A 12433-nucleotide genomic window follows, 5' to 3' on the forward strand; every position below is an offset into this window, starting at 1 on the left:
CTCCGCTCACGCTGCATATGGACTGCCAGGCCTGGACATCGGCGCAATCAGAGACATGTTGCCTGATCTGCTGAAAAGGCTGCCCGGCTTTTTCAAGTTCACTCTCGATCATTACTGGGCTGTGGACGAGCAAACTTTCACCCGAATCCCCTGTGAGGACGCCGTCCGTGGCACACGCGGTGAAGTCTTCGAGACTTTGCAGTCGTGGGTGCTTAGCCACGCCATCGCTTTGACCGTCGGCACCCGAGAGCTCGACACTCAAGAAAAGAACCGCCTGCTGAGCGTTGTCGATTCCCCCGACTGCAAGGGCCGTTATGCGCTGTCATTGCGCACATCGGACGGCGCAGTGCTGCCATTGATCGGGGTCTACGTAGCGACTGCCAAAGACGTCAATGTCATGCCGCTGGTTTCCGATGGCCCTGATGCCGCCGTCTATCTGTTCAGTCCCTATGGCGGGGTGGAGGAGTTCGCAACGCTCGACGCGATGGAAGCTGAGTTCAAGCAGCGCCTGATTCAGAACGACTCACGCGATCTGCTGCTGGGTTATCTCTCGCTCGAACATCAAATTCTGCTTGCCGACCATTCGGCGGTTGCTGTGCACCTCGACTATTCGCTGATGAAAGAAAAACCGGCGGCCCGCTACGTCGCCAGCCTTCGCGAAAAACAGCTGAAAGACTTCGACTACTTGCGTGCCCAGGCGCCGTTGAGCAGTGGCGACCCGGATGCCCTGTTGCAGATGTTCGACGACGTGAGCCGTCTGGACGATCTGGAGCAGGCCCTGAATGTTCGCTATCTGGACCTGCTGGCATTCGTGCATGAGCGGCGTCTGCCGGAATGGCTGCGGTTCGCCGCGCCGACAGATCGTCAGCGCTACGACGCGCTCGCAGAGGAGCAGTCGGTTTGTGAAGCGCGAATGCATACCCAGTTGGCTGGCATCGAGACACCCGAAGTCTTCGCGCGGGAAGAAATCGCGGCCTATTTGATCGAGCGTCTGGGTTACACCCTTGACCCGTCCACAGTGACGATCCATCTGCCCGATGAAATGCAGTTCGCCGACGCGCCGCTGAAGACTGTTTACACCAACACTCTCTTGGGATTCGCACTCGACGGTATGCCAGACACAGACCTCAATCTGGGCCCGAGTATCGAGGTCGATCCCGCTTACTCTCACTTACGCCTGAATTTCGATTTCGTGTGCCGATTGGTGCGAGAGCTCAATTTGAAGCAGCGTTACGGGAGCGAAGTAGAACGTCGGTACCGCGACCAAAGCACCTTGGATGCCATGAGCGCGTTGCGCGCCAGCAACATCGCGTTGAGTGCCTGGGCAGCGAAACTGCAAGGGCATATTTCGGATCGTGGTCTCGCCTTGATCGAGCAAGTGCAGTCGAACCTTGCCGGCAGCCCTTCGATAAAGGTTGGCGCCCTTTACCTCAAAGGCGGCAATCGGCGATTGGAAGATGTGGTCGTCATCAGTGAGATCAACGGAGATGACGAGTTTTATGTGCTGTACGCACCGGGTCAGCCAAATGGTCGCGAGATATTCGACTTCGACACCTGGCGCAAGCTGTCCCTTGAAGTCGGCAGTTGGACGGGTAACGCGCGCGGTGCGCAGTACCTGCTCGATCAGACCGTCGTCAATCCAGACCAGCACGTCGTGCCGTACATCGAAAGCATCCGGCTGAAGCCTTCGCAGTGGTCTAGCGACAGCGTCCAGTTAGTCGCCGTCAACGCCGCCTCTTTCAACGACGCGCTGTCGAGCTTGAGCCATTACAAGGTCGAGCAAATGCTGGCCCGCAATCAGATTGTCTCCAGTGGGCGGCTGCAGCACGTCACCGAGCAACACCGGATGGCGCAGGTGGTGCTGGCCCATCGGGTTGCAGCATTGAACAAAGCCTACGATGAGTTCGGAATCACGCCTTGGCGCGAAGCTGCCCGCCGCGAATGCGAGCGTTTGATCGACAGGCATCTCAAGGCGTCCGGGGTGCCGGGACGTATCGACCCGGACACTGTGTTTTTCGACGTCGAGGACAACGCTGGCGAGAGTGAACCGGATTTTGGTCGCTACACCACGCTCAGATGCCTGACGGACCTGTTCATGGTCGGGTACTCGGAAGAGGAATACGACTTTGATCCCGATGCCGCCGTGTATTCGTCGATTGGCCAGGATGTCTCCGGGCTCTCGGGTGACTTCGTAGACGAGATGATCCGCAGTTCCAACTATGCCGATGAGTACATCAAAAAACTGCGCCAGCACACGTGGGACCTCACCAATTCCCCGCCGGCCAGAGTGCGCGCCTTGTTCGCGCGCAAAACCCACTGTGAACTGCGGCGTGACGCGTTGATTGAGTACGCCGCAGGCCGGCTTGACGCTGATCAGTACAACTGGCTTGTGCGGATGGTCACGGGTCTCGACAGCAGTATCGTCGGGAACAACATTCAGGCGCCGGGGACACTTCATCTGCTGATCATGGCGTACAAATCCTTTGCCAATATCTACGTTTTCAAGCCGGATGAAGCCAACGCTCGCCTGGGAACGCTGGTCTACACACCGGGTGCGCCCGATGGCTATTTGTTCCGCCAGGAGGATGACGTTGTTCGCTCTGTGTCCCGCCCCGGCATGAGCCGTTATTACTATGATCAGGTCTATTACGGCGCTCAGCGCATCATCGGAACGTTGATGCAAAAGCTTGAGATGTCGCCCGTCGTCGACGGCAAGCCCTATAAGGTTTCTCAGTCGGCGCCGGTGACACTACAGGGCTTGCATGGGATTGCGGTGCAGCACTTGATCGTGGATATCGACACCCAGACCGAGAGTGTCAATGAGCGAAGGTTGCTCAATACGTATACCTTCGTCCGTAAATACGGCGGCCAGCTGGCTGGCTTGAACCCGATGACGAAGCTGGTCTGGACGGCGATTCACGCTGGCGTTGATCTCTTCCGCGGAATCCGTGCGTATCAGGATGGCGACCGTGCGCGCGCCAGGGGCTACTTCATGAAGGCTGCATTCGGAGCGTTCAAAACGGCCAAACAGGTCCGCAAGATCCGCAAGGCCGAGAAACTGAAGCGCTTGGGCAAGGCGGCAAAACCATCGTCGGGCAGTGTGCCGCGGTTCCGATAATCAGTGCAGCGCGCCCATTCCGGGCAGCTGAACCAACCGTTGAGTGAGCCGCACCCGTTGGACCGGGTCCTCGCTCAACATCAACGCATGCTCCAGGTCGAAACGCTCGGCCTGCGGGCACTCCAGATGCTGGTACAGGGTGGCACGAGCGAGGTAATCGCTGGTGTTGGCCTGGCCCAGCTCCATCACACGAGTCGCGTCCTTGAGTGCGGCGAGCAAGTCGTCGTTTAGCTGATGCAGGTACCGCAGGTTTCGCGACAGCCGCTGCAGCATTGCCGCTGGCGTTGCGGTTTTCATGTGCTCGGCCTTGAGCTGCATGTCTGCACCGAACTGGCGCAGCAGCAACTCACGACAGTCTTTTGGGTAAAGCCTGCGCCCGCCACAAGGGTCCAGCGTATGGTCGGCACCGGGCACACGCAGCAGAAAGTGACCGGGGAAGTTAACACCCTCGAGCGGGATTTCCAGCCGTTTGGCTATTTCCAGCGCAATCAACGCCAGCCCCAGCGGTTGACCGCGACGACGTTCAAGCACTTTGTGAATCAGGGCAGCCTGGGGTTTGGGCTGGGCAGCATCGTCCTGCTGAAATCCCAGCGTCGCCAGTTGCCGCAGCAATGGCTGGGCAAGCTCCGCAGCCGGCAATAAAGGAAGGGCTGCGCTGACACTACGTTCCAGCGCGGTGAGCTGGTCGCGGATAACCTGGAAATCAACCTGGCCGTCGTGCTCCGTGGCGATCCACGCAGCGGCTTCGAACGTGGACGGCGGATTGCGTCCTAGACAGGCAATGCATTGCTGGCGCGGATTCATCGACCTCTCCGGCAGGATATGACGGCTAAGAAGAGTTAACGGATGGCTCTGTTTTATCCCTGGCTGCCGCCTTCGTCCAGCATTGATTCATCGGGCACGTTGAATGGCAGTCCGTCGTCCGGATCCCCACGGGTCGGCCTTCTTTTTTTCAACCAGCGCCTATACTCGCCAGTACGAAAAAGGGGAGCAGTGCCCATGTTCGCTCTCATGCAAAGCTCACGCGTGCAATCACTGCACATGATGGTTGAACCCCTCACCGGCCTGAAGGCGGTGATTGCGATCCACAGCAGCCGCAAAGGCCCGGCGATGGGGGGCTGTCGCTACCTCTCCTATCCAAACGAAGAGAGCGCCATCGAGGATGCCATTCAGCTGGCAAGGAACATGAGTTACAAAGCTGTGCTTGCCGGGTTGTCACTGGGTGGGGGAACGGCGGTGATCATGCGCCCGGCACATGTGCCTGATCGAGCTGCCTTGTTCGAGGCGTTCGGGCGATTCGTGCAGACCCTCGACGGCCGTTACGTCACGGCCATGGACAGCGGCACTTCCAGGGAGGACATGGACTGCATTGCCCAATTCACCCCGCACGTCACCAGCACCACGGCAGTCGGCGATCCATCTGCGCACATCGCGCTAGGGTTGTACGCCGGGATTCGGACCACGGCCATGGCAAGACTGGGCAGCGATAATCTGGAAGGTTTGCGCGTGGCGATTCAGGGCTTGGGGCATGTGGGTTACGCGCTCGCCGAACAGCTGCATGCCGCGGGCGCCGAGTTGTTGGTAGCTGATCTGGACAGCGGCAAGGTGCAGCTCGCCATGGAGCAATTGGGCGCCAAGCCGATTGCCAGCGAAGCACTCCTCAGTACGCCTTGCGACATTCTTGCGCCGTGCGGGCTGGGCGGCGTACTCAACAGCCACAGTGTGACCAAGTTGCGTTGCGCTGCAGTGGCGGGCGGCGCCAATAACCAGCTGAGCTGCGCCGCCATTGCCGACCAACTGGAAGCGCGCGGCATTCTGTATGCCCCGGATTACGTGATCAATTCCGGCGGTTTGATCTATGTCGCGCTGCATCATCAGGGGCAAAGCCCGGGGACCATCACTGCGCATCTGTCTCAGATCGGCACGCGGCTGACCGAAGTGTTTGCCCATGCGCAAGCTGAAAAGCGCTCACCCGCGCGGGTCGCAGATGAGCTGGCAGAACGGCTGCTGGACATGGACTGAATCGCTTTCGTGTCAAACCTGCATTCAACTTTCTGAAGCTGAAGTCGCCGGCCTGATTACTCTGCCGGCTCCGCCGCGGGTGCCAGCTCGTTGAGGGCCAGGGCATTGCTCTTGAACGCGGCAGCGAAGACGGCGCGGTTCTTTGCCATGAAAATACTGGCGTCTTCGGCGTGTTTTTCGGAGAGGCCGGCGACGTTCTTCATCAGCACATCGGTGAGCAGTTCGGCCAGTTCCAGCATCTGATCATGGGCATCGGCGAGTTTGCGGTCCACGAACGTAGTCTCCAAATCACGGGTACTGCGGTAAAGGGTTTCAACAGCCATTGTTGGCCTCGTCGTCATTTCCAGAGTTGTAAGGGATCAGCCCGGGCGCTCAACGCTTCGGCCGACGGATGATGCAAAGACAGCGTACTCCGTCTTTTTACTGTTTATTTATACAGTGCGCAGCATAGGTGAATCGCCGCAGCTTGGGTAGGGGGTGCGCGCTCACTTTTTTCGCCATGCGCGGCCTTGCGACATCTGGTCACGTTCTCAAGCTTAGCCGATGGCCCTATTAATGCTTGCCCTCGGACATCCCGCACGCGCAAACCGTCATGCGCGCGCAGCATCATCCGGTCCGGGTCACTCAAGGAAGTACATCGTGAACATCAATGCGGCCTTAGGCCTGCGTCGACAGATCCACCGCTGCGCTGAATCGCAGCGCTCGTTATGAACAGTTTTGGTTGGGTCAGGGGAGGTGAGGGATGGGTGGTGTGAAATGGGCAGATCGGATGCGGGCCAAGCTGCATGGCGGCGCCAACAGCCTGGGCAACTTGGCCGTTGAAGCGTTTCACTATCTGGCGCTGTTCGGCATTGGCGCGGTGACCGCTTACGCCGCGATTAAAGCGTTCGTCGGCATGCTCGGGCAGGAATACATCGCCGTGGATGATATTTTGCTGTTGTTCATCTACCTCGAATTGGGCGCGATGGTCGGGATTTATTTCAAGACCAACCACATGCCCCTGCGCTTCTTGCTGTACATCGGGGTGACCGCTTTGATCCGTTTGCTGATCAGTGACGTGTCGCACCACAAGGCGCCGGATCTGGGGATTATCTACGTCTGTGGCGGCGTGCTGTTGCTGGCGTTCTCGATTCTGGTCGTCAGGTACTCCTCGTCGAGGTATCCGTCGGTGCAGGAAAAAGTGGAGTAGGGATGGGTGAGTCCTTGTCGTTTAGGGCTCATTCCACACTTGTCCGACTAATTCTTGGCGTTTGGCGTGCATGCGGTTAGCGGCCAACGCCGAGAAGTCGCGGTACGTTTCCGCAGCGTTCGTATCGGTCCACGATTGCCCGGATATAGCTCTTTTACATTCTTGCCTTTTTAGCAATTTCTTCTACCATTTTGAGCATGTCACGGCCTTCGATAAGTTCTATATAAAAATTGCTATACGCTCCAGAGAGGTCACGATATTTTCGGAGGTTTGATTCATCCATAATTCGATGGCCTGGTATGTCTCGTGCTTCGACCTGGGTATTAATCTCACCTCGCTCGGCGGCCGATATTAAAGGCTCCATATGCTCATACAAAGCGAGTGCTGCCGGTTCCTTTTCTTTATACCGTTCTAATTGCTTGCGTAACTCGATTGCAGTCTGTTTCAGCGCTAGTATGTCCATACTGATTCCTAATTGTCGATTTCGCCAATGAGCTTTGCTGCGGACCATTCTTGCCGATTAGGCACTAAATATTGTGCCGCCCCGCCTGTTCTGGTGATTCTCCCGCCGAATTCCACTGTCGGTGCAACCGTGCTCTTGAAAACTTCGGTGGGCTGGAGTGGCGTAATTTCAAACACGTGATATCTAGCATTTTCACTCGTAACCGGTAAGCCGAGTGCATCCGCTAGAGTTTTATCGGATTTAGCCGCCGCTTGCAATTCTTCCATTGTGGTGAAGAATGGTGAGAAGGCAGAGACGCCTTCTTGTGTCACAGGTACGATTTTCACAAGTGGTGTTGTAATGTTGGTGGTGACCGGTACGGTACTTCCTGAAGCTACATGACTGATGGCTCTTTCCAAGATATCTGGAAATGGTAACTCAGGGTCTGCCTTTGCGATTTTAGCGATATATTTTTGTCCGTCAACGCTTTGCAGATAATCACGGACCTGCTGGTTACTTAAGCCCTTTGGCTCAAGTGTCTTCACAGAGTTTCGTTTATGCTCGACTGACACGAACTCTGGGTCTTGCTTGGCGTAAAAGTCACGCATCTTACTTTCCCGCACCAGCTGCTCGACTGAAGTGACCCCCCTGATCTGTAATTCAGGATGTCCCAAAAGGTTCTCTTCATTTTTTGTGAGCCATTCAACGATTGGTTTGCTGGAAATATCTGCTCGTAGCTTGGCACTCCTCGTCGCGATACTTTCCAAACTGTTGGATACCCCCGCTCTCATCTGCCCTCGAGTGAGATAAGTGACAATAGCCATCAGTAATAGCAAGACCAATTGCTCTTGCCCTTGGGCCAGCAGCCGAGCTGCGCGCTCTATGCGGTCTTGGATCATCGCAGCGGAACCGCCAGTGGGGTCAAGGCCTGGATCTTTCAAGCCGTCTTCAGCTTGCCACGCAGTGCATAGCCCTTCGTATATCGTCGATAGGCATGGCCCGATACCTGCCGAGAAATAACCAGCGATTGCATATAACCCAAGCGCTGCCATGATCAAGTTTCCGACCTGCAACCCTACACTTGCGCCGATTGCCGCGCCGGGCAAGGCTCCAGCACCTAAAGCAAGTGAGCCGGCTGCGCCACCCATCGCAGCTCCCATCATTACGCTGCCGCCCACGATCATCACAACTTCCTGCAACAGCTTAATCAACTCCGGCAGAATTTCCTCAATATTGATCGACGCCCATTTGCGCCGAATGTTCATCTGCATGATGGGGGAGGATAAGTCCAGCGCGTGGCGAACATTATCGATCTTATGCCCACCCACGTATCTGTAGGCTTGAGTTGCGCCGTTACTGATGCGGCGGGTGAAGCCGTTCCAGCCGTCATCAACGCCCTGATTCAGCTCACTGAATTTTTGGTCGAGGTTTCGCTCGATGTCGCCCCAGCTAGGTAAATTAGCGAAAAAATCCATTTAGCGGTTAGGTCTCCATTGTTGGGCGGCATTTACGCCCAGATGGTGGTCCGACAGGACCACGGCATGCCGCTAATTTAGGACTACAGCCGCAAGAAAACAACTGAGAGTGGATTCTATCCTTCGCCATTAGCGCTACGACCAGTGATGCTTCAAGCAGTTGGCAGGTTGTTGCTGCAGCGGCGACCGAGATACTTTGCAAGATGGGATGGTCGTTCGGTACGAACTTGCCTCTCCCTTGTAATCGCCGCTTGCAATCAGCGAGCTGTTTTACGATGAGCTATCCACCAGCGAATCCAAAAAAATGCCCCGTCTAAGCGGGGCATTTTTGCGTGCGGCAGTTCGTTAATTCACCCACACCCCAACATGGTAATGCCAGCCATCGCCTCGACTTTCCCAGTACGGATGTTGATAGCGATAGCCCGGCCGTACCGCTTCCCAGTGGCCGTGCTCGGCGACGTAGCGGTTGCCGTTCCAGCGCCAGTAGCCGCGGGACCAGATGTAGCCCGGGCGCGGGGCCGGTTCTTCTTCGATGACGCGCACGGGCGGCGCTTGCGGGGCGACGACTTCGACATACTCGGCGCGGGGTGCGGGTCGGTCGACCACTCGACGTTCGTGTACCACTCTTTCTTCCACGCACCCGGTCGCCAGGGCCAGCGCGCCAATCAGCGCTATGTATCGTAGAGACATATCGTCACCTCAGACTTGTCCAGACTCTGCTGCTCGCCGTTCAGTTGTGTAACGGGGCAGCCGGCTTGCTACAGGTTTGTTGTAACAGGTGCTTTCTGTCTGGGGGCTGAATCGGCGGGACTTAGAGGGGAATCGGCGATCATTGGCGGGGGCAGGGCGCATCAACAATGATGCCCGGCAGAGGCTGCGCTGGAGAGGTGACAGAGATCACCTCACTCCATGCGCATCGAACAATCAGATGCCGGCAGTCAGCTGCGGACGGCCAAGGAAGCTGGTTCGGGTGGGCGGCGGCGAGAGTTGCTTGAGGTCGCCGTCGGTCATGGCTGCCAGGATCTTGATGGCGCTGTGGCCCTGTTCGATGGCGATACCGAACTGGATGCTCTCGATCAAACGACGCAGACGCTTGGGCGAGTTGCGTTGCTCCGCGCTGAGCAGGCGTTTGGCGACCACACCTGACTCATTCGACAGCGTCAGCATGATGGTCCCGTCGAGACCCTGAATACTCAGGTTGACCCGGTAGTCGGGGTGGAAGGCGTCAGTGATCAGTTGAAAAGGGTTATCCATGGCCTGTTACCTGTTAACGATCTGCATAAGTTGACTGGGGGTGAATCCTTTTAGTTCTCGAAGCCGATCAACGGTTAATGATTCCTGCCTTGGCCGCTCTCGCTGAAGTCGCGGTGATATCCATCAGTGGTCCGTTGAAACGTCGTCTCATTGAGCGAGTCACTGCGCGCGGAGCTATTAAGCATGCGGCGTGCAGGTGAGGTGTAAGCTCGACGATACAAAGCTTGCAGGGTTTGGGCCACAAGGGACGAAAGGAGTAAATGCTTTCAACAGGTGGACCGCGGGCCGCTGAATCGAGAAGCAGGTCATGGTTTAGGCGTCCATTTTGTACTGGCTAACTGTTTGGATAATTCCCACTCGGCACCATTTGCGCGCCCCATGCGTCCTTTGTGTGCGAAAGGTTGGCCAGTGAAGTCGCCGCGTGTTTAGCGCAGCTCACAAGGCGAACGTTCGGCGCTTAACGAACGCGCAAAAAGAAGGGGCGGGCCCGTTTCCAGGCCCGCCCTCCATCAGCAGTTCAGTGTTTCAAGGCTGCTGCATCAGCCGTGCAATGCTTCATCCTTCTCGAGAAATTCTTCTTCGAGCAACGCGTCAGCACTGACCGGCTCGTCATCCAGATCGCTTTCAATCACCGGCGCCGCGCCTCGTTTGTTGCCGCGCAGCTTTCCGAAAAGATGTTCCAGGGCGTGGTCCAGTTTGACCGCTGCGCCATCCACGGCCTGATCAATTGAATCGGCCTTGTGGGTAACAGAAATGGGTTGGTGTCCTTTTGGCCGGGCTTCCATCTGGCAACGGATGTCGTGGGGGCCGGGCTTGTCGCCGTTTTCGTCGTTGATGTGGACCTCAACGCGGGTCAGATCCTCTTCGTATCGTTCGAGCGTAGTTTCAACCGTGGTTCGTACCCACTCCTCCAGACGGACGCTGTTTTCGATGTGGTTATCGCTGTTGACCTGGATTTGCATAGTTCTTCCCTTACTTTGGCTTGCTCGGGAGAGTCTGGACGAGGTGTTTTTCGTCTGCCCTCATTCACAGTGTTGGCGCCGATCTACTAACAATTCAACCCCTTGGAACCGAGAATATATTTCGCGGACGCGGGAACTCGACCGGCAAGTCCATTTTTACTGGGCTGCGCCTTTTCAGGGTCTGGTTTCAGGCGCTGCAGATTTGTTGCGAGATTCGTCGGACATCTTTTGCGCATGAGAATATTTATCATTAATATCGCGCCTCGCATCCTCTCACCCAGTGCCTGACCATGATCGATCAGCCTCCGTCCTTGAACTCAGCGCGTCAGGACCTCGACCACGAGGCCCCGAAAGCTGCACGCGCGCGGTTTCTGGAGGTGTTTCTGTCACAGCGCCCGCAAATGGAGGCGCTGGTCAGCCGAAGGGTGGGTTGCCGGGCGACGGCGGCGGACCTGGTGCAGGACCTGTTTCTCAGGTTCTGGCGGCGTCCGCTGGTGCAGGTCGAGGAACTCAACACCTACCTGATGCGCTGCGCTGGCAATATCGCCATTGATCATCTGCGCAATGAAAGCACTCGCGCCCGGCTCAGCGACGAGTTGCTGCCTGACGCGCATCGGCCCGAGACTGACGAACCCCAGGCGGCGCTGGAGGCGAGCAATGATCTGCGCCACATCGAAGCGGCGTTGCGCGGATTGCCGGAGAAAACCCGGCAGATCTTCCTGCTCAATCGTATCCATGGGCGCAAGTACGCCGAAATCGCCAAGGCCATGGGCCTTTCGCAGAGTGCCGTGGAGAAACACATGATGCGCGCCTTGCAGGCCTGCAAGGCGAGCGTTAATGAGGACGCCGCGCGGATTGTGCCCCTTGGTGGGAAATCCGGGGGCTTACGTCGATGAACGCCGTTTCTGATCAAAGTGCCGATCCGCACACCATCGCGCTGAGCTGGCTCAGTGTGTTGCACAACCAACCGACGGTCGCCGATCAGGCGTGTTTTAGCCGCTGGCTGCACGCCGACCCCGCCCATGCCGAGGCGTACGCTCAGGCCCAGGTGCTGTGGGAACTGAGCGAAGAGCCTGCCGCCACACTGGCCGAAGAGGACGCCGCCGCGCTCGACGCCTTGTTGCGGAAAATGGACGCGCCCACGCTGCAACGGCTCCCGCGCTGGGGAGCGGCGCTGGCGATGGCGGCGTGTCTGGTGCTGATGGTGAGCGTCGGGATGGGCTGGAATCCGCAGCGCTGGGCAGAGGATCTGAGCGCCGATTATGTGTCCGCACCGGGGCAGGTCCGGACCGTGGCGCTGGCCGACGGCTCGCAGGTGACGATGGACGCTGACAGCGCGATCGCCGTGCATTTCGATGCGGGTGAGCGGCACGTCGAGTTGCGCCGTGGCGCCGCATTCTTTCAGGTCACCCATACCGGCCAGCCGTTTGTAGTCGATGGCGGACGCGGGGAAACCCGGGTGCTGGGCACGCAGTTCGAAGTGCGGTTGCAGCCCGTCGGGGCGCAAGTCACCGTGCTGTCGGGACGCGTTGGCGTAAAGGCGGCCTCCGATGCGCCGCAGCAGATTTTGACGGCCGGTCAGCGGGTCACTTATGACCGCGAACGCACCAGTGATCCGCAGCCTGTCGACAGCGAAAGCCAGTTGGCCTGGCGTCAGGGCTGGCTCAATTATTCCCGCACGCCGCTCGCCGATGTCATCAGCGACCTGAACCGCTATTACCCGGGGCGAATCATGTTGCTCAACGATCAGCTGGCCGCGAAGACCGTCAGCGGCAGCTTTCCCAGCCGCGATCCGCAGGCCGTGCTGGCGGCGTTGAAGTCCGTCATTGGCTTTGAGCAGTACGAAGCGCTCGGGCGCGTGATCGTGATCCGTTGATCACAGGCGAGCTGTTGCGGTGTAGCGCATTCATACGGGGTTGATCGATGTGAGAAGTGGGTATGTCGTTTGGGTTGTAGCGGTCTGGAGCGCGT

At 57.8% G+C, this 12433-nt stretch carries 12 protein-coding genes; 5 read left to right on the plus strand and 7 right to left on the minus strand.

Annotated features, from left to right (window positions below):
• Window positions 1-58: 58 nt before the first annotated feature.
• Window positions 59-3118, plus strand: a complete 3060-nt coding sequence (locus tag AC07VF_RS13685) for a dermonecrotic toxin domain-containing protein (RefSeq protein ID WP_495031058.1) — start codon at window positions 59-61, stop codon at window positions 3116-3118.
• On the opposite strand, the gene AC07VF_RS13690 is transcribed toward AC07VF_RS13685, so the two are convergent.
• Complete coding sequence (locus AC07VF_RS13690) at window positions 3119-3922, minus strand: SirB1 family protein (protein ID WP_346630866.1); 804 nt, start codon at window positions 3920-3922, stop codon at window positions 3119-3121.
• Window positions 3923-4117: 195 nt separating this feature from the next.
• Here AC07VF_RS13690 and AC07VF_RS13695 point away from each other — a divergent pair, with 195 nt between their 5' ends.
• Window positions 4118-5140, plus strand: coding sequence for a Glu/Leu/Phe/Val dehydrogenase family protein (locus tag AC07VF_RS13695; protein WP_346630865.1), 1023 nt, complete (start codon window positions 4118-4120; stop codon window positions 5138-5140).
• A gap of 56 nt (window positions 5141-5196) precedes the next feature.
• On the opposite strand, the gene AC07VF_RS13700 is transcribed toward AC07VF_RS13695, so the two are convergent.
• On the minus strand, window positions 5197-5463 hold the full coding sequence (locus AC07VF_RS13700; protein ID WP_346630864.1) for a YebG family protein: 267 nt from the start codon (window positions 5461-5463) through the stop codon (window positions 5197-5199).
• A 419-nt stretch (window positions 5464-5882) separates the two neighbouring features.
• Between AC07VF_RS13700 and AC07VF_RS13705 the strand changes: the two genes are divergently transcribed.
• Window positions 5883-6329 carry a phosphate-starvation-inducible protein PsiE gene (locus AC07VF_RS13705; protein WP_495009123.1) on the plus strand — a complete coding sequence of 149 codons (447 nt, stop codon included), beginning with the start codon at window positions 5883-5885 and terminating at the stop codon, window positions 6327-6329.
• A 154-nt stretch (window positions 6330-6483) separates the two neighbouring features.
• Here the strand turns inward: AC07VF_RS13705 and AC07VF_RS13710 are convergent, their stop codons facing one another.
• From AC07VF_RS13710 to AC07VF_RS13730, 5 genes are all read right to left on the minus strand, one after another.
• Window positions 6484-6792: a hypothetical protein gene (locus AC07VF_RS13710; RefSeq protein ID WP_065991887.1), complete on the minus strand. Its 309-nt coding sequence runs from the start codon at window positions 6790-6792 to the stop codon at window positions 6484-6486.
• Between the two features lie 8 nt (window positions 6793-6800).
• Window positions 6801-8246 (minus strand): DUF6861 domain-containing protein, encoded by a 1446-nt coding sequence (locus AC07VF_RS13715; protein WP_346630863.1) that lies wholly within the window; start codon window positions 8244-8246, stop codon window positions 6801-6803.
• A 345-nt stretch (window positions 8247-8591) separates the two neighbouring features.
• Window positions 8592-8936 (minus strand): YXWGXW repeat-containing protein, encoded by a 345-nt coding sequence (locus AC07VF_RS13720; protein ID WP_122535300.1) that lies wholly within the window; start codon window positions 8934-8936, stop codon window positions 8592-8594.
• A gap of 234 nt (window positions 8937-9170) precedes the next feature.
• Window positions 9171-9500 (minus strand): DUF3509 domain-containing protein, encoded by a 330-nt coding sequence (locus AC07VF_RS13725; protein ID WP_282371920.1) that lies wholly within the window; start codon window positions 9498-9500, stop codon window positions 9171-9173.
• A gap of 539 nt (window positions 9501-10039) precedes the next feature.
• A complete protein-coding gene (locus AC07VF_RS13730) occupies window positions 10040-10462 on the minus strand; it encodes an HPF/RaiA family ribosome-associated protein (protein ID WP_065991892.1) in 423 nt (140 codons plus the stop codon).
• Window positions 10463-10752: 290 nt separating this feature from the next.
• Between AC07VF_RS13730 and AC07VF_RS13735 the strand changes: the two genes are divergently transcribed.
• Window positions 10753-11358: an RNA polymerase sigma factor gene (locus AC07VF_RS13735; protein ID WP_346626998.1), complete on the plus strand. Its 606-nt coding sequence runs from the start codon at window positions 10753-10755 to the stop codon at window positions 11356-11358.
• Window positions 11355-12338, plus strand: coding sequence for a FecR family protein (locus tag AC07VF_RS13740; RefSeq protein ID WP_495009122.1), 984 nt, complete (start codon window positions 11355-11357; stop codon window positions 12336-12338). Before AC07VF_RS13735 ends, AC07VF_RS13740 begins: the two co-directional genes overlap by 4 nt.
• Window positions 12339-12433: the final 95 nt, after the last annotated feature.

It is taken from the genome of Pseudomonas sp. GW821-FHT02H06 (assembly GCF_059421525.1).